The organism is Undibacterium sp. Ren11W (assembly GCF_049340485.1).
Classification (GTDB): domain Bacteria; phylum Pseudomonadota; class Gammaproteobacteria; order Burkholderiales; family Burkholderiaceae_D; genus Undibacterium.
Genome location: NZ_JBMPPB010000001.1, coordinates 937,259 through 962,936, shown reverse-complemented (window position 1 = coordinate 962,936; position 25,678 = coordinate 937,259). Strand labels below are relative to the sequence as shown.

The 25,678-nt window shown below is 47.2% G+C and carries 25 protein-coding genes; 10 read left to right on the top strand and 15 right to left on the bottom strand.

Annotated elements, in window-relative coordinates:
• The first annotated feature begins 30 nt into the window (after positions 1-30).
• Together ACO0K8_RS04335 and ACO0K8_RS04330 are read left to right on the top strand one after the other, a co-directional pair.
• The gene (locus tag ACO0K8_RS04335) at positions 31-2,127 is read left to right on the top strand and encodes a putative bifunctional diguanylate cyclase/phosphodiesterase (protein WP_422945386.1); all 2,097 of its coding nucleotides are present in this window, start codon (positions 31-33) and stop codon (positions 2,125-2,127) included.
• 384 nt (positions 2,128-2,511) lie between these two features.
• On the top strand, positions 2,512-3,090 hold the full coding sequence (locus ACO0K8_RS04330) for a BON domain-containing protein (protein ID WP_422945385.1): 579 nt from the start codon (positions 2,512-2,514) through the stop codon (positions 3,088-3,090).
• A gap of 163 nt (positions 3,091-3,253) precedes the next feature.
• On the opposite strand, the gene ACO0K8_RS04325 is transcribed toward ACO0K8_RS04330, so the two are convergent.
• From ACO0K8_RS04325 to ACO0K8_RS04315, 3 genes are all read right to left on the bottom strand, one after another.
• Positions 3,254-5,431, bottom strand: coding sequence for a site-specific recombinase (locus ACO0K8_RS04325; protein ID WP_422945384.1), 2,178 nt, complete (start codon positions 5,429-5,431; stop codon positions 3,254-3,256).
• A gap of 170 nt (positions 5,432-5,601) precedes the next feature.
• Complete coding sequence (gene cls / locus ACO0K8_RS04320) at positions 5,602-6,978, bottom strand: cardiolipin synthase (protein ID WP_422945383.1); 1,377 nt, start codon at positions 6,976-6,978, stop codon at positions 5,602-5,604.
• 52 nt (positions 6,979-7,030) lie between these two features.
• Entirely contained in the window at positions 7,031-7,981 is a 951-nt protein-coding gene (locus ACO0K8_RS04315; protein ID WP_422945382.1) for a Crp/Fnr family transcriptional regulator, read from the bottom strand.
• A gap of 468 nt (positions 7,982-8,449) precedes the next feature.
• Between ACO0K8_RS04315 and ACO0K8_RS04310 the strand changes: the two genes are divergently transcribed.
• The 6 genes from ACO0K8_RS04310 to galU all read left to right on the top strand — a co-directional run bounded on the left by ACO0K8_RS04310 (position 8,450) and on the right by galU (position 13,711).
• The gene (locus ACO0K8_RS04310) at positions 8,450-8,782 is read left to right on the top strand and encodes a collagen-like protein (protein ID WP_422945381.1); all 333 of its coding nucleotides are present in this window, start codon (positions 8,450-8,452) and stop codon (positions 8,780-8,782) included.
• Positions 8,783-8,992: 210 nt separating this feature from the next.
• Positions 8,993-10,294, top strand: a complete 1,302-nt coding sequence (locus ACO0K8_RS04305) for a PQQ-dependent sugar dehydrogenase (RefSeq protein WP_422945380.1) — start codon at positions 8,993-8,995, stop codon at positions 10,292-10,294.
• Between the two features lie 113 nt (positions 10,295-10,407).
• Positions 10,408-10,974, top strand: a complete 567-nt coding sequence (locus ACO0K8_RS04300) for a hypothetical protein (protein WP_422945379.1) — start codon at positions 10,408-10,410, stop codon at positions 10,972-10,974.
• A 64-nt stretch (positions 10,975-11,038) separates the two neighbouring features.
• On the top strand, positions 11,039-11,860 hold the full coding sequence (locus tag ACO0K8_RS04295; RefSeq protein WP_422945378.1) for an alpha/beta fold hydrolase: 822 nt from the start codon (positions 11,039-11,041) through the stop codon (positions 11,858-11,860).
• A gap of 541 nt (positions 11,861-12,401) precedes the next feature.
• On the top strand, positions 12,402-12,707 hold the full coding sequence (locus tag ACO0K8_RS04290; protein WP_422945377.1) for a hypothetical protein: 306 nt from the start codon (positions 12,402-12,404) through the stop codon (positions 12,705-12,707).
• Positions 12,708-12,760: 53 nt separating this feature from the next.
• Entirely contained in the window at positions 12,761-13,711 is a 951-nt protein-coding gene (gene galU, locus ACO0K8_RS04285; RefSeq protein WP_422945376.1) for a UTP--glucose-1-phosphate uridylyltransferase GalU, read from the top strand.
• Between the two features lie 291 nt (positions 13,712-14,002).
• Here galU and ACO0K8_RS04280 read toward each other — a convergent pair whose 3' ends face one another.
• From ACO0K8_RS04280 to ACO0K8_RS04255, 6 genes are all read right to left on the bottom strand, one after another.
• The gene (locus tag ACO0K8_RS04280) at positions 14,003-15,136 is read right to left on the bottom strand and encodes an OmpA family protein (protein WP_422945375.1); all 1,134 of its coding nucleotides are present in this window, start codon (positions 15,134-15,136) and stop codon (positions 14,003-14,005) included.
• 522 nt (positions 15,137-15,658) lie between these two features.
• Positions 15,659-17,710 carry an AsmA family protein gene (locus tag ACO0K8_RS04275; protein ID WP_422945374.1) on the bottom strand — a complete coding sequence of 684 codons (2,052 nt, stop codon included), beginning with the start codon at positions 17,708-17,710 and terminating at the stop codon, positions 15,659-15,661.
• A gap of 196 nt (positions 17,711-17,906) precedes the next feature.
• Entirely contained in the window at positions 17,907-18,587 is a 681-nt protein-coding gene (locus ACO0K8_RS04270) for an ABC-type transport auxiliary lipoprotein family protein (RefSeq protein WP_422945373.1), read from the bottom strand.
• Positions 18,584-19,522: an MlaD family protein gene (locus ACO0K8_RS04265; protein WP_422945372.1), complete on the bottom strand. Its 939-nt coding sequence runs from the start codon at positions 19,520-19,522 to the stop codon at positions 18,584-18,586. Before ACO0K8_RS04265 ends, ACO0K8_RS04270 begins: the two co-directional genes overlap by 4 nt.
• The gene (locus ACO0K8_RS04260) at positions 19,507-20,391 is read right to left on the bottom strand and encodes an ABC transporter ATP-binding protein (protein ID WP_422945371.1); all 885 of its coding nucleotides are present in this window, start codon (positions 20,389-20,391) and stop codon (positions 19,507-19,509) included. Before ACO0K8_RS04260 ends, ACO0K8_RS04265 begins: the two co-directional genes overlap by 16 nt.
• Position 20,392: 1 nt before the next feature.
• On the bottom strand, positions 20,393-21,520 hold the full coding sequence (locus ACO0K8_RS04255; protein WP_422945370.1) for an ABC transporter permease: 1,128 nt from the start codon (positions 21,518-21,520) through the stop codon (positions 20,393-20,395).
• A gap of 221 nt (positions 21,521-21,741) precedes the next feature.
• On the opposite strand from ACO0K8_RS04255, the gene ACO0K8_RS04250 reads away from it, so the two are divergent.
• Positions 21,742-22,011 carry a hypothetical protein gene (locus ACO0K8_RS04250; protein ID WP_422945369.1) on the top strand — a complete coding sequence of 90 codons (270 nt, stop codon included), beginning with the start codon at positions 21,742-21,744 and terminating at the stop codon, positions 22,009-22,011.
• Positions 22,012-22,113: 102 nt separating this feature from the next.
• Positions 22,114-22,515, top strand: a complete 402-nt coding sequence (locus tag ACO0K8_RS04245) for a PRC-barrel domain-containing protein (protein ID WP_422945368.1) — start codon at positions 22,114-22,116, stop codon at positions 22,513-22,515.
• 104 nt (positions 22,516-22,619) lie between these two features.
• Here ACO0K8_RS04245 and ACO0K8_RS04240 read toward each other — a convergent pair whose 3' ends face one another.
• The 6 genes from ACO0K8_RS04240 to ACO0K8_RS04215 form a co-directional block, all read right to left on the bottom strand.
• Positions 22,620-22,805, bottom strand: a complete 186-nt coding sequence (locus ACO0K8_RS04240; protein ID WP_422945367.1) for a CsbD family protein — start codon at positions 22,803-22,805, stop codon at positions 22,620-22,622.
• Between the two features lie 933 nt (positions 22,806-23,738).
• Entirely contained in the window at positions 23,739-23,891 is a 153-nt protein-coding gene (locus tag ACO0K8_RS04235) for a DUF3309 domain-containing protein (protein ID WP_422945366.1), read from the bottom strand.
• A gap of 62 nt (positions 23,892-23,953) precedes the next feature.
• On the bottom strand, positions 23,954-24,238 hold the full coding sequence (locus tag ACO0K8_RS04230; RefSeq protein ID WP_422945365.1) for a hypothetical protein: 285 nt from the start codon (positions 24,236-24,238) through the stop codon (positions 23,954-23,956).
• Positions 24,239-24,293: 55 nt separating this feature from the next.
• Positions 24,294-24,443: a lmo0937 family membrane protein gene (locus ACO0K8_RS04225; RefSeq protein WP_422945364.1), complete on the bottom strand. Its 150-nt coding sequence runs from the start codon at positions 24,441-24,443 to the stop codon at positions 24,294-24,296.
• 99 nt (positions 24,444-24,542) lie between these two features.
• Positions 24,543-24,842: a hypothetical protein gene (locus tag ACO0K8_RS04220; RefSeq protein ID WP_422945363.1), complete on the bottom strand. Its 300-nt coding sequence runs from the start codon at positions 24,840-24,842 to the stop codon at positions 24,543-24,545.
• Between the two features lie 91 nt (positions 24,843-24,933).
• Complete coding sequence (locus ACO0K8_RS04215; protein ID WP_422945362.1) at positions 24,934-25,410, bottom strand: glycine zipper 2TM domain-containing protein; 477 nt, start codon at positions 25,408-25,410, stop codon at positions 24,934-24,936.
• Positions 25,411-25,678 lie beyond the last annotated feature (268 nt).

Below are 25,678 nucleotides of genomic sequence, written 5' to 3'. Positions count from 1 at the left end.
GTTGGTAAATTGCAGAAAAGAGTTGAGAAAATGGCGTACCGAATTCTGATTGTTACCGATCATCCTGTCGATGCGAATATATTGACAGATGTCCTTGGCAGCGCGCGAGATGGTCCATTTGAAGTCGAGTGGGTACGTTATCTGGCAACCGCTCTTAAGCGTCTGAGTATGGGGGGGATTGACGCCGTTTTGGTAGATTTAGTCTTGCCAGACAGTAAGGGGATCGACACTTTTGACCTTCTGTTCTCGGCCTCACCACACACGCCTATTATGACATTGGGCACGGTAGAAGATGAAGGCTTGGCAGTCGAGGCGGTGCAGCGCGGGGCGCAAGGCTATCTCGCAAAAGGGTATTTTGCCAGCAGTCTGGTACCGCAAACGATACGCAATATTATTCAACGTAAAACGGTTGAACAAAGTTTTTACAAAGAAAAAGCACGTGCAGAAATAGCCCTGAACTCGATAGGTGATGCCGTGATCTGTACCGACATGCAAGGTAATATTGACTATCTCAATATTGCAGCAGAAACCATCACTGGATGGGACAGGGAGGACGCGTTTGGACATCCGATCGGAGATGTATTCAAGATCGTTAGTGGAGTGACGCGTGAGCCGGTGCGTAATACGGTCGAACTGGTATTGCAAAAGAACGAGGTGATAGGCTTGGCTGTCGAAACCTTGCTGATTCGTCGTGACGGTAGTGAAACCTTGATTGAGGATTCTGCAGCATCAATTAACGACTGGGACGGTCAAGCTTGCGGGGTTGTCATAGTGTTCCACGATATCAGTGTGGCGCATGCGATGACAAAAAAGATGACCCATCTGGCGCAGCACGATTTTTTAACAAATCTACCAAATCGGGTGCTATTGAAAGATCGCATCGAGCAGGCTATATCTCTGGCAAATAGAAATGGCGCGCAACTAGCTATACTTTTTCTGGATCTGGATAATTTTAAGCATATCAACGACTCGTTGGGGCATGCCGCAGGTGACCTGCTGCTGCAATCTGTCACGCGACGCTTGATCGACTGCGTACGCGCTTCAGATACAGTGAGCCGACAGGGCGGGGATGAATTTGTCATCCTATTGTCTGAAAGCGGTTGCGAAGAAAATGTCGTGTCGACTGCCAATAAGATACTGAGTACCTTGACCTTGGGACATCATGTCGGCGACGAAAAATTGCATGTAACGACCAGTATTGGTATCAGTGTCTATCCGGCTGACGGTGAAGACGCCGAGACTTTGATCAAAAATGCAGATACCGCGATGTATTACGCCAAAGAAAAAGGTCGGAATAATTACCAGTTTTTTAGAAATGAAATGAATATTCGCGCAGTTGAACGGCAGCTTATCGAGGCCAATCTGCGCAGTGCCATCGAAAAAAATGAATTTATTTTGCACTACCAGCCCAAGGTAAATTTGGATAACGATAAAGTGACGGGGGCCGAGGCCTTGTTGCGCTGGATGCATCCAGAGTGGGGAATGGTACTACCTGAACGATTTATGGCGACGGCAGAGGATTGTGGATTGATCGTACCTATTGGTCGTTGGGTGTTGCGTGAGGCATGCTTTCAGGCGCAGCGATGGATCGCTGCTGGGCTCGCTCCTGTTTCGGTTGCAGTCAATATTTCCGCCGTCGAATTCAGACATATGCATTTTCTTGAAGGAGTCCGAAGTATCTTGCATGAAACCGGATTGGATGGACGTCACCTCGAATTGGAAATCACAGAAAGCGTGTTGATGCATGATGCACAAGCTAGTGCCATCATTCTGCAAGATCTTAAAGATATGGGGGTGCATATAGCCGTAGACGATTTTGGGACAGGTTACTCCAGTTTAAGTTATCTGGAGCAGTTTCCAATAGACGTGCTTAAAATCGATCAGTCTTTTGTGCGCGGTATTTTTGCCAATACAGATAATGGCATTATTGTCGGTGCAGTCATTAGCATGGGAAATAGCCTAAAGCTGCGCGTCATTGCTGAAGGGATAGAAAATCAGAAACAACTGAGTTTTTTAAAGACCTTGAATTGCGAAGAAGGGCAGGGAAATTTTTTTAGCCGGCCATTGACGGCTGATCAATTTTCGCAATTGCTCACTATCGGAAATTGCCAAATAGTGGGAATTTGATCTGAATTTAATAAAACCTACGGTCGATCATGTACTGAGCATCGTCATGCCATGTCGATTTAACGAAAGGGCACCACAAGCTCTGGCGTTAGCTCTGTCCCCAGCTCGACCCAATTCCATCTGATGAAAAAATCGATAACATGATTTCCCACGGAGCAGCATCTGCACGCGCAATAAGCATGCGGGTTTTCAGCCTGTCTGGCCTGCGAGCCGCATGGGATATGCGCTCTGGCCGCGTGCATTTTCAAAATTTTTTATCTTGAGACTTTTATTCAAAAAATGTGATTTTGTGTTCGCTGGCGCACAGATCAACATTGTTGGATGAAGCACACTGAATTTGCATTCGACTATATTAACTCTGAGTCATTTTAAATTGGATAAATCATGATTATGCTGCCACACCGCTCGACCATCGCTGCTGCCATGGCTGCCTGCGCTCTCTTCGTTCCATTGTCTGCCTGTACTCAAGTAATCGACACGACAGGTAAAGCCGAACCTACCAGCATCGGCAATAAAATTGATGATTCGGTCGTGACGACGAAAGTAAAAGCGGCGTTATTGGGCGATGATTATGTCAAGAGTCTTGATGTCAAGGTAGTGACGCGCAAAGGTGAGGTCATGTTGAGCGGCTTTGCGGATAACCAGGCGCAAATTGATCGCAGTATCCTGGTGACAAAAGGCGTTGAAGGGGTAAGGAATGTTGACAATAAAATGAGTTTAAAAGAAGGGAAACAGTCAGTTGGGAATAAAATTGATGATAGCGTGATCACAGCCGCAGTGAAGTCTGCGATGCTGCAAGACCCTGTGATGGCAAGCATGGAAATATCGGTGAGCACCAGAAAAGGCGAAGTGCAGTTGAGTGGCTTTGTCGATAGCACACTTCAATTGAATCACGCGCTTGACGTTGCCAAAGGTATTGAAGGCGTCAGTGCCGTCGTTAATAAAATGAGCGTTAAGAAGTAAATTGTTTAACTAAGCTATCGAAGTCAATCTATCGCAATTGAGTGGACGCAGAAATTGCATTGATTTGTGGATCGAAATAGATACTGCCCTTGTCGATGATAAGGGCATTTTTATTGGTAACTATCGATTAGTGCCGAACAAGGGATTGATTGTGTTGGCTAGTTTACTGCTTCTTTTCCTCAGCATCGGCACCTGCCTCTCCCACCACTGTCGCAAGGTCTTCAATTGGTCCGGGCGGGACAAGAAAATCTATAGGACGATTCCAGAATCTATGTGCCAGGGTTTGTAGTAGTTGCGCCCGATGTTTGAAACTTATTTGACGCGCACGCAATGCAACCATCAGTGCCAGTCCGAAACTGACTAACAGGTTGACCGCGCCTATACTAAGTATGCCGAAGACTGAGAGTAAGGACATTTGCCACGTCACGTGGAAATCCAGGCCGACTATGGCGGTCGCGAAATTGGTTGCGGAGAAGGTAATGTGGCGGATATCTATGGGTAAGCCTAGCATGTCACCCAGAGTACCTATGGTGCCTAGCAGTATGCCGAAATAAAAATTACCCATCAATCCGCCCAGATTGTTTTCTACATAATGCCCCAGCCTTTGCAATCTCTCTTGCCCCAGGATACGGCCAGGCCTACGTAATTGCGCTACCCGTTGCGCCAGACGAGTGTACAAAGCCTTATTGTCGTAGTAACCCGAAATGAGACCGGCCAGAAATAGACAGATACCTGCAATCATGGCATGGAATAAAGCCAGACTATTGATGGGATCAATATCATGTAGCAGATGAATGGCTTTTTCTGGCGACACCAAATGGTGGCCCGTGATAGTGACATAGCTGACGGCAATCAAATACGCGGTAGGAATTGCGGTGGCCAGATTGCCCAGTACTGCAATAAACTGAGTACGCAGTACTTTGATAATCAGTTCTGCCATGCTGTCAATATCGATATGTCTGCCATCTTGACTTTGTAGGCCTAATGCAATGCGCGAGGCGGTCATTGCGGGTTGTTTGGTCGCAACGGTGAAGTGTAAAACATGGATTAACATGAATCCAAGTGAGTAATTGAGGCTATACAAAAAAGCTTCCGCCAACGGGGCTGCGCGTAAATAAGACGCAAGAATTTTTAGTAAGGCCATGAAACCTATGACGAAACCGGCCCCGGCGGATGACAGGAACATGGCGCAGTACACAGCGCGACTTTCTGCAATATAGTGCTCGCCAGTACGGCTGGCATTTTCAGTTACGTTACGCGCTAGCAGATCGAGATTATCTGAAATGAGGTCGCCAACGTCATATTTATTATTGTGTTCTTCAATTAACTCGTGTGCTAGCGCCACCGCAGCCATACGGCGTGGGCTAATGATTTGTTCCTGGTTGCAATCGGGAGTGCTCTCAATCTTTATGTCCTTCTCCGCGCTATGTTTCGAAACAGAGTCTGAACTTGTGCTTAAATTTTGTTTGAGTTTAGGCGGATCGGGCAAATTACCCGTGACGTCGATTAGAAACAGCAGTTTGCGCAAACGGGAGATACTTTGCGTCAGTACGATCAGTAAATAGGTGAGGGGGATACTGGTTCCTTGATGTAGCGTGTTTTTGCGTATTTTTACCACGATGACATCGCATTGATCGAGCATCACGAGTATCGGTTTTGCATCTTCGCTACCGCTCAGGTCTCCTTTGAGCAAGTCTGCATAGCTATCCAGATAGGAGATGATCTCTATATTTTGCGTCAGGAATGGCGATTCAAATTTCTCGATTTCTGGATGAATTAGAATTAATTTTGGCTCAAGACCGATGGCACAGACACGATAAGAGAGAGTGCGGATGGCTTCTAACATGCCAGTAATCGCGATTTGGCAATTTATTTCTTTACTGTCGTCAAAATCGACCTTGAAATGTGTTTTATCAACCAGCGTGAGGGTGTCAAATAGGGCCAGCCAGTCCGCTGCCGGAACGGCACTAATCCATAGACAGTCAGTTTTAACGTACAAAATTTGATCAAGCGCATCCGAGAGGTAGTCCTCTCCCAATGCGGGTGGCAATATCCGATAAGAAATACGCTGCTTAAGTTCGGAAAAAAATCCATCGTTGGAGAGTATTCCTAGATCGGTATATAGACTGGTGTGACGTCGGCTGTCGAGTATGCGCAATAGATAGTTACGCAATGCCCAGGCGTGCTCCGGACTACCTTTGAGTAGTTGGCACAGCGTGCGTACATTCGCGGATGCAGCAACGCCGTCCTTGGGATTTTTGGGACGCAAGACGTCAAATATGTTGACCAACAGACGGATGTCGCTGCTGTCCGCATCAATATTTTCAAGTATGGCAAGCATGTAAATAGACGGGGCCGCCTTGTAGATCTAAAAAACAAGTCTAACTTAGAGAAGATTTTGCATCAGTTCGCCAACGTACAAAGAGTGAGCAATTGCCCTGGCCTTGCCGTGGTTTAAATGTTTTTGATGCGTATCTTTAGCGCTGCACCCATACCCAATTACATGTCGGCTCAAAGCCAATATTCGAATCGACGTGCGAACCATTCTTTTAGTTTGTCGTTGAACGGCCGTTGATCCCATTTTTCTTTCGTCATTTCAACGGAGTAGCGCAAATCTTCGATAAAGGCGTTTTCCATCGCAATGCCAAATTCCGCGCCAAACACCACGACATTGATTTCCTTGTTATGTAGGAAGCTACGGGTGTCAATATTGGTGGAGCCTACTGTCGCCCAGACCTGATCGATCACTGCAGTCTTTGCATGTAAGACAGCAATTTGCAATTGATAAATTTTTATTCCCTTAGCTAACATTTCGCTATAAAACGAATGGGCCGCGTGAAACACCATGCCACTGTCACTTACTCCGGGCAAGATTATTTTAACCTCGACACCGCGTTGCACCGCAGCGCCTAGTGCCTGCAAAATGGCCTGATCCGGTACGAAATAGGCACTGGTAATATGGATGGTTTTTTTTGCCTCTTGTATGGCCAAGATATAGGCCTTATATATATCGTGATCACCGTCAGGGGAACTATCGAGCACTCGTACCAGCTTGTCGCCAACGTCTTTGAGTGGAGGGAAGAAGTTGCTGTCTGATAGATCTGGAGATTTCTCTCCCAACCAGGTGCTTAAAAATACCCATTGCAGCGCGGCCACGGCAGGACCCTCGATCTTGATATGGGTATCACGCCAGCCCACTTTGCTTTCACGTCGCGTTTTTGAACGAAACAATGAACTGTTGGCGTAGGTGCTACTGATGTTTACGCCGCCGGTAAAAGCGGTCAAGCCATCGACTACCAAAATTTTCCTGTGGTCGCGATTATTTGGTTCCCATGGTCCGGTCAGGCGTAAAGGGTTGATAGGATTAAAGGCCAGCAGGCGTATTCCGGCATCACGCATTTTGTCGAAGAACACTTGCGGTGTGCCTACTGTGCCGACGCTATCGTAAATAATATTGACCTGTACGCCGGATAGTTGCCGCTTTATGAGCATCTCCGCAAAGCGGATGCCCAGTTCATCTTGATCGAAGATATAGGTTTCCAGATTGATGTGATCTTTAGCCGCATTGATTGCCGTGATCATGGCTTCCATAGTTTGCGGTCCATCATAGAGCAGGGTGACTTTATTGCCAGCGATTAGCGGTTTGCCAGTCGCCGCTTCTTCCAGCGCGGCCATTGCGGCGATATCGATGTGGGAGTTTTTCCAACGATTGGACAACAATGAGCGCGATTTACTAACACTAAGTCTACCTTTTGCATTCGTCACCGTTGGGTTATCGGGTGTCAGCAGATTGCTACTTATTTCGCTAACGTCCGGCAATGACGCACATGCTGTGCTTGAAAAAATTGTTGCTACGATTAAATAGCTTAAAAATATACGGTTAATCATCGTGTCCAGCCCATCAAATAATCCGTATTCGGCATCACTGTATCAGTGTCGATCAGACGGCAATGACCGCACTCTCTTTTTTCCATTGAGGCAGACATTTTTTTGCGATTGAAGTACCCAGTATTTTCTCTTTTCTTCCTGTTATTTTCGTGTTAGCGATGGGAGTGATATTGATATTTGGTTTGCTTTGAGGAAGTTTACGAAAATTAGTCAAAGATTTTGCATCGATAATGTCGATCTGTCTTTGATAGACTGCAATCAGACCGAGCTCATGAAATGCAGATAATGTACGGCTGACGGTTTCAATTGCTAGTCCCAGATAGCTAGCAATTTCAAGACGTGTCATTCTGAGGTTGTAGACTTTTCCAGAGTAACCTAGCTGGCTGTAGCGTTCTCCAAGCTCGGTGAGAAAACGCGCCACTTTGGCTTCGGCACCCAAAGCGTTGAGCATGCGGATGTGGGACTGTTCCCGTACCAGTTCACGGCTCATGACACTCAATATACATTGCTCCAACTCCGCATACTTGCGCCCTAAGTTTGAAAACGTCTTGTAGGGCAGCAAGATCAGGTCACAATCCGATAATGCGACTAGCTCAGTTGCATGTCGTTTTGAATGAATCGCGTCTATCCCGAGAAGATCCCCTTTCATAGGGAAGCCCAACACCTGTTCACTACCATATTCGTCCGTCCATACGATCTTTAGGAAGCCGGAATTGACGATGTAGAGCGTGTCAAAATTTTGACCTATGGTGTGGATACGCTTGCCAGTCTTGTAGTGCACGTGCTGGAATAGAATATTCTCTTCGCTGGAATATTCGGGCGCCGCAATTGTCAGCAAACCACAAACCTCACTCAGGCTTGATTGTAAGCTCCCGCGCGAGCGCCATTCAGTTGGCTTTGATAAAACACTAGATCCCCTATTTGAGCTTACCAATGCGCGTAAAGATGCATTTGTAAGTGTATCCGGCTGGGTTGCTGATAAGGCAGTAGATGCTAAATACATATTAGGCTCCCTAAATATACGATGTAATTGCAGCGTTGTGTTAGCTTGCTTATCACTAAGTGCCCTTAGCTAAACAGTCGAAGTCACAACATTTTTCTTAAGCTAGGGAGAATGTATTCCGCTTTAAAAAACAACTCTGTACGTTAGCGCACATGGTGCTGCGTATCTGTAATCGGCACCTGCATTGTTGGCTATTTCACTTAGCCAGGCGGCTAGTTAGTTCGGTTTGCTGACTCAGTTCGTTGCGGTAGAAATCAGTTTTTATGATGTGACATTGCCGTTAATTATTTTGTGACGTCATGAATATATTTCCTTAGAGGCTAGGGCGATGTGTGTGCCAGCGCACGGACATGTGCTGTGCCTACGCTTAGGCTGAGATCTTACTGAATACGACTAGTTGGCACGTATCGGTCTATTTGCGGATAACACTTAGCCACTCCCACGATTTTCAATTTCTCTAGGATTCATATGAAAAAAATTCTCCCACTTATTGCGTTACTTCCCGTTCTGTTTCTGGCGGCTTGTGATAACCGACCTATCGTCGTTGCTCCTCCTCCGGCAGAGCCTGTCGCAGTTCCCGGGCCTGCTGGTCCACAAGGTGCGGCTGGTACTCAAGGCGTGGCCGGCGATCAAGGAATTAAAGGAAACCAGGGCAACGACGGTTTGAAAGGTAATCAAGGTAGTGACGGTGTGCAGGGCAATCAAGGCAATGATGGCTTGCAAGGGGTCGACGGTGATAAAGGTAAAGACGGTAAGCCCGGCACTACCGTGATTGTCGTTCCGCCCGCCAAGCCGCAATAGACACGCCGGTGATATCCATCGAGGGCTCGGCTTACGCATTTGTTGTGTCCTTGTGTCGGTTTTTTTGTAATTGCTTATCAGTATTCCGCATTGGCTACATGGCAGAAACTGGGGCTATGGGTCATGTGACTGATTGGCGGCACTCGGCGCTCTACTAGTGTTTGATTGGTGGTAAATATGCACTTTTTATTTGCGTCATGGAGGAGGCTAATGTGTGTCGGTGGACTTTTGTTTGGTTCGCTGGCGCTCATTGCCTGCGGTGAAGTCGCTACTTTACCGGCTACTGCTGGTATCGGACCTCAAGCGGTTTTGCCTGCGCCGCAACATTCCCTGATCCCTACAGTCAATATCGCTCCGGCAAAAGCATGGCCTGCGGGAGTGACTCCCCAGTCTGACTACGGATTGCGTGTGGTGGCATTCGCCAGCAATCTGGATCATCCCCGGTGGTTGTATGTCTTGCCCAATGGTGATGTGCTGGTGGCGGAAACCAATGCGCCACCTAAGCCGGACGATGCAAAAGGCATCAAAGGCTGGGTGATGGGTCTGGTCATGAAAAGGGCGGGCGCTGGTGTTGCAAGTGCTAACCGGATTACGTTACTGCGCGACAGTAATGGCGATGGTGTGGCAGATCAACGCTCACTATTTTTAGGAGGACTCAACTCTCCTTTCGGTATGGCCTTAGTGGGCAACGATTTGTATATCGCCAACTCGGACGCGATATGGCGATTTGCTTATAAAACAGGTGACTTGCAGATCAATTCTGCAGGCAACAAATTAATTGATTTGCCGGCGGGAGCAATTAATCATCATTGGACCAAAAATATTATCGCCAGCCAGGACGGCAGCAAATTATATGTGACGGTAGGTTCCAACAGTAATGTTGCAGAGCGCGGCATGGAGGTCGAGGCAGAACGCGCTGCAATCTGGGAGGTCGACATTAAAAGTGGCGGGCACAGGATCTTTGCCTCTGGCCTGCGCAACCCCGTTGGTTTGGCCTGGGAGCCCCAGAGTGGATTGTTATGGACTGCGGTCAATGAAAGAGATGAACTTGGCAGCGATTTAGTGCCTGACTACATGACATCGCTACGCGATGGTGCATTTTACGGTTGGCCTTATAGCTACTACGGCCAACATATTGATCAACGTGTGCAGCCACAACAGCCGGCGATGGTAGCCAAAGCGATTGCACCTGATTATGCACTCGGTGCCCATACCGCCTCTTTGGGTTTGGCCAACGCCCAGGGTAACACCTTGCCAGCCATGTTCGCCAATGGCATGTTTGTCGGTCAACACGGATCGTGGAACCGGCGTCCACACAGCGGTTATAAAGTGATTTTTGTACCTTTTGAGGGAGGTAAACCATCTGGCATGCCGATTGACGTGCTGACGGGCTTTCTTAGTAAGGACGGTTTCGCCTATGGACGTCCGGTAGGAGTCTTTATCGATAAGTGGGGGGCCCTGCTGGTCGCCGATGATGTCGGCAATGTGATCTGGCATGTTTCTGCCAAATAAGCGATTCCCAATACCTGTCGAAACTAAAAATTAGTTCAGCTCATTCTTCGAGACTATTTTTATCAATTTCAGGATCGCTGTTTAACAGCAATCTATCTTACCGGAGCAACAAAATGACACACATCATAGCGGGTGGATTACAGCAACAAGAGCAGGTGCAGGATGTCATCGATGAGTTACAGAGAGCGGCATTCTCAGAAAATGAAATTACCTCCTTTTATTTAAATCCACCGGGGCAGCATGATTTGTTGCCGCTAGGAGGCGATCGGGACGATTCACCCGGCACGAAAGACTCAGGCACGGGTAGCGCCGTCGGTATCGCCGGCGGAGGTGCAGTGGGTGCCGTGGTGGGGTTGGTTGGCTTACCCGTACTTGGCGTACTTGCTCCCGCATTAGGTGCTGCGGTAGGCGCGCATGTTGGCTCGCTAGTCGGTAGCTTTGCAGAAATGCGAGATAAGGGCGACGCAGAGGCTGATGGCGAAAATCGATATGAACAACGTAAATCCGGGATGATGGTTGGCGTAAACGTTATTGACACCGGCGAAGAGCAAATCGCGATTCGGGTTCTACGCTCGTTTGGCGCTCAGCATATTGAGCGTAGCGAAGGAAAAATTGTGAACGGCGAATGGCTAGGTTTTAATCCAATTGCAATACCAGTATTGATAGACACGCTTGAGTAACATTCAATGTATCGACACCGCGTCATATAAACGCGAGGTTTAATCATCACAAGAAAGGTTATATATGAGTACCATCATGACCAAAGACGGAATTGAGATTTACTATAAAGCGGGCGGAGTCGGACCAACGGTAGTTCTATCGCATGGATGGCCGCTCAATGCCGATAGCTGGGATATACAGATGCAGCACCTGGCATGCAACGGGTATCGGGTCATTGCTTACGATCGTCGTGGACACGGTCGCTCCAGCGATTCATGGAGCGACAATAATATGGATACCTTCGCCGATGATCTCGCGTCACTGATAGACACCTTGGATTTGCAGCAGGTTAGCCTGATTGGATTCTCTATGGGCGGTGGTGACGTGGCGCGTTATATAGGTCGTCACGGCACCGGGCGCTTAAGCAAAGCAGCTTTGATTTCTGCGGTGCCGCCACTGATGCTAAAGACTGAGTCTAATCCGGTTGGCACGCCAATAGCGGTATTTGACGAGATGCGGGAAAAACTCCGGTTCGACAGATCACTGGCCTATCAAGATATCAGCACTTCATTTTTTGGCGCAAACCGCTCAGGGTCTAGCGCGACAAAAGGGATGCAGGATGCATTTTGGCTGCTTGGCATGCAGTCTTCAAGCAAGAGCACTTTTGACTGCGTAAAGGCATTTTCTGAGACAGACTTCACTGAAGATCTGAAAAAATTTGATCTACCAACCCTGATTGTCCATGGTGATGACGATCAGATTGTTCCTATCGCTGCAGCCGGGCTCGCATCAGCCAAAATCATCAATACGGCCAGGCTAGAAATATATCAGGGTGCACCGCATGGTCTGACACATACGCATGCTGATCGACTAAACGCCGATTTACTCTCATTTCTTCAATCCTAAACACGTGTACAAGTAACGTTGGTTTCACGAAAGGCAAAGAGCCCGCTTTATACCGGGCTCTTTGCCTTTAGGAATTGTTCTTATAGTCTCAATCATCTCTCGTTCTTAAATACGACTTACACAAAATTGTCCCAGCTAGGCGTACCGTCGAAGACAGTACTTTAGTATGGCATGGCGAGCGCAACGATCTTGGGGCGGTTTTACGTAAGTCCTTTTATATAAATAAAAATGATCCGGATCTTTTTTCCTATGTGTCTTATCGCACAGAACAAAGTGTGACATATCGATACAGTATCAATATCTTCCTGACTGAATCTTCGAGGGCAGTTAGTTAAAACCAGCTGACATGCATTGTTGAGTATGGCGCTGTTTTTAAAGATGGTATTCGTTTGACGCAAGTGTCATCGGAGTTATGTTTCCTTAACCCTTGATCTACCGGGGCTGGCGGTCGGGAAAAATACCAGCACCAAATTTCGTCTCAATGTGCGATGTAATACTAACCTGAGTTCTATTCCTAGTTTACTGGAATCAGGAATGGGTAGTGAAATTTCGTTACAGTTGGCATGTGCCCCAGAGTTATCTGCGTCAAGCTTTTTACACGAAAGAGTTTATGAAACCCATACGAGTGACATCACAAGTAAAGATCGATCCTATCGACAATCCAAATCTTCCACTTTTGCCGCATGACCGTGATGAACAACCTGATGTGCAGCCCATCGTACCAAGAAAAATAATGAAGCAGGCTTATAAAGACTTGCAACGCTGTCTTGTTGATACCGATTTGCACGGTCAGCGAGGCGTTGAGGAAGTCGTTAAAGATTCAAAAAAGCGTGAAGATAAAAAATAGTATTTATATGTTGTGTCGATAAAGCCAAATAAAAAACATTTTGGGGAAATGAAATGAACAGAATTAGAAAGGCAGTATTTCCTGTCGCCGGTCTCGGTACCCGGTTTTTACCTGCAACCAAAGCACAGCCGAAAGAAATGTTGCCGGTCGTAGATAAACCCTTGATTCAGTATGCAGTTGAAGAAGCGGTGGAGGCGGGCATTACAGAAATGGTATTTATCACGGGGCGCAACAAACGTGCGATTGAAGACCATTTTGACACCGCCTATGAACTGGAATCTGAATTGGAAAGATCCGGTAAACACGAATTGCTAGAACTCGTACAAAGTATCATTCCTAAAAACGTTAACTGCATTTACATACGTCAGCCGGCCGCACTGGGCCTTGGTCATGCCGTCTTGTGCGCGCGACCAGCGATCGGCGACGAACCGTTTGCCGTATTACTGGCAGATGATTTGATGGATGCAGCTCCTGGCTATCAATCGGCCATTGCACAAATGACGCGTTTGTATCAACAAGAAGGTGCCAGCATCATCGCAGTACAAAATGTTGCGCGAGAATTCACCAGCCAATACGGCATTGTCAGTGGGACCCCGTATAAAGATAGTATGGAAATAATGCACGGCATCGTCGAAAAACCGTCCCCTGATCTAGCACCCTCGACCTTAGCTGTGGTTGGTCGTTACGTGTTATCGAATAAGATTTTTTCTTATCTGGAAAAATTAGGCAAAGGATCGGGAGGAGAAATCCAGCTCACCGATGGCATCGCCGCCTTGCTTAAGGATCAAGCGGTTTATGCTTACCGTTGCGCTGCTACGCGTTATGACTGCGGCTCCAAATTAGGATATTTAAAGGCTACTATCGCATTGGGCATGAAGCACGCGGAACTGGGAGGCGAATTTTCTAGATACATTCAGACTCTGGAACTCTTCGACGAAAAAGCGCCAGGACAAAATGTTATTCAATTTGCGTCTGGCAAAAAAGGTGTAGCTAGTCTTATCTAAATGCTCGACTGCGCGGCAGTGCAGTGAGTCGTCCAGCGCTTGTCAGGTCGCTGGGCTATTTTTTTGGCTATTTGATTTTTATATCAAACCGCTGCCAAGTCCACGAAGATGCCGTGCCGCTCACGCATATTCCATGCGGCTTTCCGGCTTGCCTGGCCTGCAGCCCGCATGGAATATGCGCTCTGGGCCAGGTGTTTTTGTTTGAATCGACATAAAGAAACAGCCGCTCAGCGTTTGGCTGAACGGCTGTTTGCTTACTGACACACTTGAATAGCTACCGGGGATTGCCGATCATGGGCGGGAACCGACCACTTCTACGGTGACGCGACGGTTCATGGCGCGGCCTTCTGTGGTCTTGTTATCGGCTGCAGATTGCGTCTCGCCTTTGCCTTCCGTATAAATGCGGCTGGCATCAACCCCAGTCGATACCAGGTAAGCCTTGACCGCGTCGGCGCGCCGTACTGACAGTTTTTGGTTGTACTCTTCGCTGCCTATCGAATCGGTATGGCCGACAGTAATCATTACTTCGGTGTTCATGCCTTGCAGTGATTTTAATAAGTCATCCAGTGCTTTTTTGCCTTCCGGCTTGACGGCTGACTTGTCAAAATCAAATAAGGTTTTTGCGGAGAAGGTGACTTTTTCCGAAACCGGCACTGGCTTAGATGGTGGGGGTACAAGTTTCGCGACTGGGGCGGCCTCTTGCACGACAGGCTCAGGCGGCGCGACATACTTCACTGGCATTTTTGCAGCAGGCTTACCTAGTTTATAGACCAAATTAATAGAGTAAAAATCGACATCGGTATGATTGTGGATGACGTCGTTGAGACGATAGCGTTCTGCTTCGCCTCGGATTGCCAGTGCCTCGGTGATTTTGTATTCCATGCCCAGACCAACTTTGGGATTGAGTTTGTTGTCGCTAGAGTTGGGATTGGCTACTGCAAATAATCGGTCCCCGGTAAAGTGAGAATCGGTTTTGGCGTAATTCATACCCAGTCTGGCGTAGATAGAAAAACGTTCGGACAAGGGTAACTGGGCAAGCATATCGAGATTAAGTCCGCGAAAACCTACCTCGCCATTGAGTGAGCCAGGCGGTGTCGTTGCTGCATTAAAACTATATTTCCCGAGATCAAAGTATCCAGCCTCTAGGGCGAAATATTTGTTTAATTGTTTGCCGACGAACAGTTTGTAAGCAGTGTCGCGTTGATCTGAGCTAAAAGTGACGCTACTGGCACCCGTATCTATCAGGCTACGGATAATGCGATCTTCATCAATGTTCGCCCTTGACTGCCCGATCCCACCACCGATATACCATGCTGAATTGGCCCATTCAGGATCACCCCACTCATTGTCCGCCCAGGCAAACTGACTAGAGAGCATAGCGCAGCTAATCAAACTCAAAGTACCCATTTTTTTTACTAATTTCATTTCTTTCTCCTCGTGTGCTAACCTGGATGACCAGATAGCGGTCTGCAATTTTTAAATAACGGCAAAGTTTTAGCCCTACCGTATGAGTTAGTTACGCTTGATTTTATTTATTTGAAATTTTTATTGCAGCGCCGAAAAATATCGGGTTGACCGCATTTACTTGCTTCATTTTTTGAGACCTGTTGCACTACGATGGGGGTCAGAAAATAATATTCATATCAAGGTGTCCGATCTCCTTTATCCGCGCAATGCCGTGGGGGTTCTGTTCGCTAGCTAACAGAGGATAAATAACGACTTTTTTACAACATTATTTTTGACGGGCGCGGATCGACTCTTGGCAAAAATTATCGATTGCAAAATGAGGCATAGAAATGGTGAGTAGGTTTTTGAAGCGGACAAATAGTGGACGCGGTTCGCGCGTCACAAAATTTTTTGCAACGACGAGTGCATCGAATCGCAAATCATTAAAGGGCGATCTAGTAAAATCGCCTAAATCTGTCGCTCAAAACAAATAATTCATGCCTATTTTTTGGTTTTTCCAGGCGCTGGCGCGACGGGTTTTCGATTGACTTCCGCCAATAATGTGGCGCACTCGCTATCTTGTTTTTGCCCCGTACTGATCAATGGTATGAGTGCTGCGAATGGCGTCAACGTTGCCAGTGCAAGCGCGCCGCCAGCCCGCATTGCCATCACGCCTTTGTCGACGTTGACACTTGGATGTTGGAAGTTACCATGCACGTATATGGGCGCTCTTAGCGAAATAACGCGTACGCCCTTACTTTTGGGCTTGATGCTTAAATCGAGCTGTTCTTGCTTCAGATTGATGCTGCCATTAATCTCTAACGTAGCTTCATCTGTATCAACGACAAAGCGTTTAGTTTGCATCAGGCCATTGCGCACATCAAAATCAGCGGCCAGACAGTTGAGCTTGACTTGTTTATCGCCAGTGAGCGTGGTGAACACAACACTACCGATATTGAGGCCGATCTCTTCCAACAAGAGTTTGCTGATAGTCCCTTGATTGATGAGTGCCTTGACCTCGCCATTCGATGCCCCGAGCAGGCTGGCAACGGAATTGCCCACCGCCGACAAAGAAGCATCACCGTTGACCTCGCCGAGACTGGCATTGAGTTCTTGCAAGTTGGGGAACATTTGTTTTAGTTTCAGATGTCGTGCTTTAATTTTCATTTCTGCCTGAATCGCATTCTTGCCGGTTCTAGCGCTGCCATCAAGTGTGATATCCGAGCTTAGACTTCCGCCTGCCAGTTCAAAATTGAGCGGGAGTAAAGTCAATACCCCGTCTTGCAAATGTAGTTTGGTGGTGAGCTTGTTAATTGCTAATGCTTCTTTGCGAATAATATTATTTGCGCTGAATTTGATGTCTGCATCGATACTAGTCCAACGTTCAGTCTTGAAAGTTTCTATCGGTAGAATTTTGTCAGATGGCTGGATTGCCGGCACACCGCGCGTGATCTTGCTTGATGCCGAGTCAATGCCGATGATGGGAGCCAGATCAGAAAAAAGTAAAGACTCCGATACTATGCTTCCTGATAACAGCGGACGTGGTTCTTTTAGCAGAAAATTCAGATCGCCATTAATATCGCTGGAGCCGACTTTGCCCCGAAACTTTTGGTAGGACCAACTTCCTTTGGGGCCTAGCGTTCCAAGCAAATGACCTTCGGTCGCGAACGGCGGCGTCTCGGGCAAGATGATGCCTGTGAGTGCATATAGTCGTGCCATGCTTAAGCCCGATAGCGCCAGGCGCATATCGATTGCGGCTAGATCGGTCGGCCGTGTCACTGATCCGACGACAGAAATCACCGTTTCACCTTGGCGTAGATAAGCCATGATAGGGAAGGGCGTAGTTTGCTGTTGCAGCGCAAGTACAGCTCCGGCGCGACCGTTGCCGCTGATGATTTCGCCGTTTAACTTCCCGTGTAATTGCCACTCCACACCATACTCTGAGTCATTGTTGAGTGTTTCGATATCTACCGTAACGATGGCGCGCTTGAGCGCATCGTTCAAGTGTATGCGGCCTTTGGTCAGCACAATGCGCTGCAATTCAAGTTGCCACGCCGATGCTTTGTCTGGCTTGCTCAAGGTCCAGTTGTTTTGCGCTTGGGCATTGCGCACCAAGGCTATGGTAGGCGTGTCCAGATACAAAATCGGGATAACAATTTTTTTCGCTACTAAGGCTAAAGGGTCAAACGCGAACGTCAATTGTTTGATGCTCGCCATGTTTGATGATGCGTTCGGTGCTTGTAGATTTAGATCGGGATTGAGGTTTGGCGGATTGCCGATCTGAATATTCTGAGCAAGCAGATAGGGCCAGGGTATCCTGCTACGCCATCCCTCTATGCTCTGAGACTGGCCGGCCGGCGACTTTTTCCATGTCAGACTCAGGTCGCCGCGAATCGAGAATGGGCGGCCAATTGCTTCGCTGACGTGCGCATTGATACTCGGCTTGATACGGTTCCAGTCAAGCGTCAGTAAAATAATGACGGCGACGATAGGAATGCTGAGCAAAATGATCGCCACAGTCAGAGTTGTTTTTGTGTGGCCTTGAATTGTCATTGTGGGCAATGAAAGAGTGATTAGTTGACCGATTGCTGCTTGCTTGTGCTTGCCAGGGAAATGCTATTAGATCAGATCAGGACGATTTTTTATGTACGCTGTCACACATAAGTTAAGGCTGTTGCGGTTTAGAAAGCGCAGTTAGCAGATAAATGCGCGCTGATGTTTTGCAAGCGGTACTTCCTAGATTTTCCTCTTATTGCCTTTTGCTCGTTGCCAACTGTTCATCAGTTGTCTGCACACAAAATTTTGCAAGCTCTTCCATGACGATTCGTACCGCAATGTTGGTGGCCAATACACCGCCATACGGATCTTCGCTGCTTGATATTATCGACGTATCAAACTCACGCCAGGCAATTACCTGGCGGCTTGCGGTATCGAGTAGATGTGCGCGTAAAGTGAAACGAACTTGGCTAGGCACACTAAAAAATTCTTGCTGTAGCCGTACGATTTCCAAATCCAGCCGCAGTTGTGCCATCACACTGGTGGGCGAATGCACCACAGCACTAAATCGAGCACTGCGCTCCAGCGCACCAGAGACTAGCGGCGCGAGCATAGAGGCCGGCGTTTCTATCCATTCGCTTTGCTGAAAATATTCTAGTTTATGCGCTTGTCGCACATAGACGATGTGCTGACTATCGAAACCAGCGGCTGCGCGAGGGACACTGACTACAATTGTTGGTGCATAGATTTTTGCGGCGCTCGTGACTGCAATTTTCTGCGATGCTTGCGTTGTCGGTGCTGCACTATCGAATGAGTATTTGTTTGCCGAAGGTATTTGGGCGGGAGTCAGGATGGAGCATGCGCATAGTAGGATGGCGGTGATAAAAATAAGACCAGAGCCGGTGTTTTTCGTAAGATAAGTTGAGCTGATCATGGCGTTTTCTTTTCTCCTGGACCTAAAGGTAGTGGCTGACGACCGCGTAGCAGACTGCTGGGGTTACGTTCAGCTTGTTCGCTTAGGCGTTTAAGTGAGGCCGATAGGACGCTTAATTCGCCCATGAGACGTTCCAGCTCCGGCAGTGTTTCTCCCGTGAGTTGGCGCATACCGCCACCCACTTCATCGAGGGTTTTTTTAGCGCCAGTGCTGGCAAGTTTGGCTTCGATGGCCATTTGTTCCACCGCATTAGCAGCGCTACTGATACGCGTTAGTGTAGGCTCAATATTTGGTGCCGCCTGGGAAGTTGCATTCGCCGTTTTTGCGGCATTTACGATGAAGCTATTTATTTCAGTCTTTTGAGCAGCAATTGTGCTCATCACTAAGGAGGTACTGGCAAGTATGTTTTTCACTTCCTTGCGATTGTCATCATCAAACATGGCGTTAAGGTTGGCAGCCGTGCGGTCAAGCTTCGCCAGTACGCTTGTTAAGACATTCTCCAGACGGGCGCTTAAGGACGCTTTGGTGCGTATGACCGGGTAGCGGCTGCCTGCGGTGGCGAGCAAAACAGCAGAATTGGCCGTACTGCCGCTTAATTCTACATAGGCAATACCTGTTAGTCCCTGAGTCTTCAACACTGCTTCGGTGTCGACTTTGATCGGAGTACCATTTTCAATCGCGAAAAGCAGTTGTACTTCCTCAGGCTTGGACGGATCGATGTGGATGCCCTTCACTTTGCCGACGTCCACTCCCATATATTTTACCGGCGCATCCACATTGAGACCTGCTACAGATTCGTTGACTATGGACAAATACACGCCAAAATCTTTTTTGTTGCCAGACCCAGCAGCCAACCACAATATGCCTGCGATGAGTAGCGCAGCCAGACTAAGCACAAACACACCGACTGCTGCATAGTTTACTTTTGAGTCCACATTGGCTCCTGGTCTGGTTGCTGTATTTGCGTCTGAACCTCGATCTTTTCTAGGGCCTGCGTGCGCGCAGCTCTGCCGCGTGGACCATCAAAATATTCGCGAATAATCGGGTGCTCCATTGTCGACAACTCAGTCATCGAACCAATACCGATTACTTTACCTTCACCCAATACGGCAACTCTATCGGTGACTTGCCATAAAAAATCCAGGTCATGGGTAATAATCACGATGGTGGATTGATATAGCTCATGCAGTGTGCGTACCAGTGCGTCGATGCCGGCGGCCCCACTGGGGTCCAGGCCTGCGGTAGGTTCATCGAGGAACAGCAATTCAGGATCGAGTGCCAATGCGCGTGCCATCGAAGCGCGTTTCAACATGCCGCCGCTTAGTTCTGTAGGGAATTGCAAACCTGTTTCTGCTGCCAGTCCGCTCAGTGTCAGTTTCCAGGCGGCGACCTCGTCGATGAGCGTCGCATCAAGATCGGTGTGTTCATTCAGCGGCAGTGCGATATTGTCGCGTACATTAAGGGTGCCAAACAAGCCGCCGTGCTGAAACATCACGCCCCAACGCTGGCGTAAAAGAATTTCTTCATCAGCACTGAGCGCGAAAATGTCTGCGCCCAATATCTTGATTGAACCCGAGTCGGGACGGTGCAACATAATCATCTCTCGTAATAAGGTAGATTTGCCTGATCCGCTGCCGCCGACGATAGCGAAAATCTCGCCACGGCGTATTTCAAGATCTAAATTTTCATGCACGATATGCTCGCCAAAACGCGTACATATCTGGCGTATTTCGATGACATTTTTTGACTCAATCATCGTGTCAATATTCGCGTCAAAATTCGATTGAGTTGAAGGGGGCGTCATATCAAAGATCCAATATGCTCAAGACTACCGAGAACAATGCATCCAGAACGATCACAATAAAGATCGATTGAACCACGCTGCGGGTAGTTTGCCGACCGACGCTATCGGCGTTGGCTTTTGTTTGAAATCCCTGATAACAGCCTATCATGGCGATGACGAAAGCAAACACCGCCGCTTTTCCAACGCCAACCAGAAAAGTCGGCAGGTGCACTTCATTGCCAAAGCGAAGTATAAATTCGTGGAAGTTGATGTCTAGTTGTGAGCGTGCCATGATCATGCCACCCAACACACCAGTGATGTCAGAAAATACGGTCAATAGAGGCAATACCACGATCAAGGCAATGACCTTAGGCAATACCAATAAATCAATAGGCGTAATGCCGATAGTGCGCATGGCATCAATCTCTTCCGTAACCACCATCGTGCCTATCTGTGCTGCGTAGGCTGAACCTGAGCGTCCGGCAATGATGATGGCTGTGATTAATGGCGAAAATTCGCGCAACATGGAATAGCCGACCAGTTCGACCACAAAAATATTTGCCCCATAATGTTTGAGTTGATCTGCACCTTGGTAAGCGACGACGATGCCTAGCAAGAACGATGTCATCCCTATGATAGGCAGTGCATCGAAGCCGGCGATCTGTATATTGCTCATTACCATGCGCCAGCGCCAGTGTTGAGGGAAAGCGGCAATCCGCAGCAGGGCCAGCGCACTTTCGCCAATAAAACTGAGGAATGCGTAAGCACCTATCCAGGTTGCCTCTGCTCTCCTGCCGACTTTTTCCAGACGGGATTGATGGGCTTCTGCGAGCAAAGGTTTGGCGATTTCTTTTTCCACCAGCTCCATGAGTTTTTGATAGTGAACAGGCCAACCAAGTAAGCGTACTGTTTTCCCGCTATCGCGTATTTTTTTTAATTGCCTTTGTAAGATCCAGACTCCTACGCTATCCAGTTTTTCCAGATGCGATCCATCCAGCACTATCTCAGCAATGCCTGAGGCCTCGACTTGCTCCAATATCGCTAATTTCTGCTCTGTCGCGGCAATTGCACGAGCAGTCCAGCTCCCGGATAGATTAAATTGTCCAGGAGCGGCTAACGTGATGTTTGCAGAAAGAGGCGGGGTTTGCATGTGCATTTTGTATCGGAGGCGTTAACCTCGTCAACTTGCCTTTTCTTTCATCTAGAATCTGTACGCTAACGAACATAAGTGGATGATTTGAATTTCTATGTGTAGCAACGAACAGAATAGGTTTGGTGTTTAGTAAATAATATGTTCTCACCGCAGCTCGATGCCTTTGATATTTCTCGATTCTTGCTTAGGTTTCCTTACTTAAATTTTGGAGAGTCATGATGAAATTGAATATCGCCACTTGTATTTTGACTGCGGCTAGCGCGCTGCTAATTCTAGGTTGTAAGAAAAATGCGCCGCCTCCACAGCAAAAGGACGGGGAGCTATTCTCCGCACAAAAGTCGGTAGCGCAACCATCTGCAGTACCACCGCGCCTGCCAGATCCGATTGTGCCAAAAGGAGCTGAAGCGCCGTCGCCTCTGCCTGGGCAAGCGGGTGACACGTCAAGCGAAGCATTTAAGAATGGCGGCAATAAAGATCCGCATAAATAGACGTAGATTAAAAAAATATCTCCTGGGTTCGCTAGCGCACGGAAGGTTTGTCATTTTTAGTTCATCGTATGAGTTCTCACTCATCATCATAAAGGAATCAAAATGACTTATTTAGAACGCGATACTTATGGCATGTATACCAATAATTCCGACAGCGGACCTGGACCACGATTGATGGGTGCCGATACGTTGATTGGCGATAATGTTTATAACGTGCAAGAAGAGCATGTGGGTGATATTAAAGAAATTATGCTGGATGTCCAGAGTGGAAAAGTGGCTTACGCAGTAATGTCGTTTGGCGGTGTGTTTTCCATCGGTGAAAAATTGTTTGCGGTTCCATGGAGTTCGTTAAAGCTGGATCCTGCCAACAAACGTTTTGTTTTGAATATTAGTAAAGAGCGTTTCGAAAATGCGCCTGGTTTTGATTCCGATAACTGGCCAAATATGGCTGATCAAAGCTGGGTTGATGGAATTCGATCCTACTATGACGTCAGCGGTCATTAAATCCGTACTGATCAAATAAAACAGCCGCATTTGCGGCTGTTTTTACATCTAAGATCATCTGCTGCAATTGAAGTAAATGAAATCGCAGCAGATGAGTAGAATGCTTATTTGCCGTTTTTCACTTGCTTGACGGCGGCCTTTACGTCGCCGACACTTTCTTGGACATTGCCTACAATTTGTTTTTTAATTCCCTTTGCCTGCTGTTCTTTGCTGCCGACTAATTTACCAATTTCTTCTTGCATTTTTCCGCCCAATTGTTTCGCTGCGCCAGTTGCTTGATCTTTATTCATGATATGCCTCTATAGTTGAGAATCGATTAGTAGTGGATGCTGCATCAATCTATTTTTATACAAACCAAAGCTTGGCTTGTATCTTCGGCGACACGACATCTCTGTCGTGCGCTTATACAAAAGATAGACCTTTTCTTGACTTTACTCTGTGCGCTAACTAACGCAGTCTTTGTAAAATATAACTAATTTAAAATCGCCAAGATAAAAACGAATCAACATTGCGATTAACTCGCTCGTCGACAGTGTCGTCATGAAAGAAAAGAAGACAGAATAATTTTTTTTGAGGAGCGACGATCTGCTGGAGGTGGGTTCTGTTTCCGCGGCCTGATTTTAGTGAGCCTTGGTATTGCGAGAGCAGATGTGCTGGCATTGACGGGTATACAAAAATTGACGGTCAAAATGGAGAGACCATGGAGATGTTCGAACTGGTAATTGATATTTAAAAACGTAAAATCATACCAAGTGCCATGCCCACAGCGCACTATCCATGCGGGTTTCCAACCATGCCTGTCTGCAAGTCGCATGGTAAATGCGTTGTGGGCTTGTGCTGTTGATCTATTAATGGCTCAAATGCGTGTTTCTACACATTAGTCTTTCGATTATCGCAATTTTCTGCTGCTAGTTTAAAGGTCTAGCACCCGTTGCCTAACGCTTTTTTTATTCACACTGTCCGCGCTGGCAAATCTTCCTGGTGCCCGCGCGCGGACTCCCATCGTCGGCAATATCGGAAGGCGAGCGTTTGCGCTGTGCTTATTGGCAAACCGAAAAAGCTGCGCGGCAGGTGGTGAATTAAATTCTGCGTAGAATTACGCATTGTCTACCTCGCTAGTAAAAGCCGGGGCTTGATAAGTCCGCACACCTAAACGTACGGAATATCAAAAAATTAGAAATACTCTTCGTTACATGATTAGTATCTGGCCGTTCGACACGAAACTAAATTCGCCCAGTCAGCAACATTACAATCAACACCACCACAATCAGGCCGGTAAAACCACTCGGGCCATAGCCCCAACTTCGGCTGTGCGGCCATGTCGGTAAAGCGCCGATAAGAAATAGAATAAGAATGATTAGTAAGATGGTGCCCATGATGCTGCTCCTAATTTATTTAGAAATAATTTTGAGATTTTCGATAGACAAAAATAGATAATTTAAAGTTGAGACTTGAAGTAATGAAAGGACTTTACGAAGGCGTCGCGAACTTTCTCTGTCTCCATTACCATGCTTTTCCATGAATCTTCACCCGATGTTTTGAGTTCGTCGAGTCTGTCGAGCGCGCCTTGGGATTGTTCGCGCAGACTAGCCATTTCTTTCAGATATTTTTCTTGGAGCTCAATTTTTGTGGTGCCTGCTTTACTCTGGAGTTCGTCCATTGTCGTGTTTAACTCATCCAACTGGAGTTTCATTTTTTCTATATAGGCGGCTCTGATTGACATGATTGTTTTCCTTGATTTATCGATTGATTCTTAATATTGGAAAGATTTGTCTGTTCTATAGTGGTCGTTGGCCGCTAATAACGCGCAACAGAACCATGATGATGGCAACGACGAGCAGAATATGGATGAATCCACCTAAGGTAAATGAGGTGACTAAGCCCAACAACCACAAGATTAACAGGACAACGGCGACTGTATATAACATGATAATTTCCTTCGATATTAACGACTAAAAGGCAAAGTTTTTGCGATTCAATCTGCTTGATTTTGCTATTCCGGATGGCATAGCATTTGTTTTTTTCGCTTAATTTAGTTTTTTTAGATAGGTAATACTATTGGTGCAAACGGGTACGTTCTGGCCGGGACGTAGGTGTATCCGCGACTTGTTGGATAGAATCTGAAAGGACTGTTCTGATCTTTGCATTTGCTTAAGCACCGTGTTGATCAGATCTCTGGCGTCTCCAAGATTTTTTTCTGCGGTTCCCAGGCTTTGCTTTTGTCTACCGGCCGACTGCTGATCTTGAATGCCAAAAAATATACCGAGACACTCTTGAACAATTCCAAGGATATTTTTTGTAAATCCCCTTACCTGTAATGTGTTCATGAGCGTGTCTCCTGCTATAAAGTTAAATGTTATGACTATCAGTTTTCAACTAAATTTTTAGCCCAGCGAGCGCCTGAATAATAGAGTCGAATTAATATAAGTAAACGCGACCATCGACTACGCGGACTCGATCTCCCACGTGTAAATTAACAATATTGTCTTGCAACAGATTTGTACTGTTGCCGTTGTTCATACGCACTCGGATTTCATATATATCCGGCGACGCTGGATTTCTGTTTTTCTCCACATTATTTCCAACGACGGCACCTCCGACCACGCCTGCAACTGTTGCCACGGTCTTGCCGGTCCCGCCACCGATTTGATTACCAAGCAAGCCGCCAACGACGCCACCAATTACAGCCCCAGCTCCGCTGCTGGAACTGTTGGCCCCAGCGCGATTGAGGTTAATTGATTCGATTACGCCAATGTCGCTGTTTCTGGGCTGAACTGAACTTGAGGCTGGGGAAGAATAGGGTGTTGAGCTTTGATATGGATTATTACTTGCGCAACCCGCAATTAAGGTAGCGCTGATCAATATCGCTGCGCTTCTGGTGGTAGTTAATTTCATGGTTTTCTCCTGAGTAGATGAATCGCTATGAGAACCACGATAGACAAAATTGAGCCGTGCTTCTGTACGCTGGCGCACCAAACGGCGAAACATTTTGATTAAATATTTCTCTATCGAATGGCAGTAATGTGAAAACGTATATCGGCCCTAATTGCGTGAGATTGGCTTGTTCCTTATCAATAACCATCAGGTTCGAATTCTATTGGCATATTTTTTTGATCTATGTTCGATACCGCACAGAAGCACGGAGAGGCCAAGCGTAAAACGG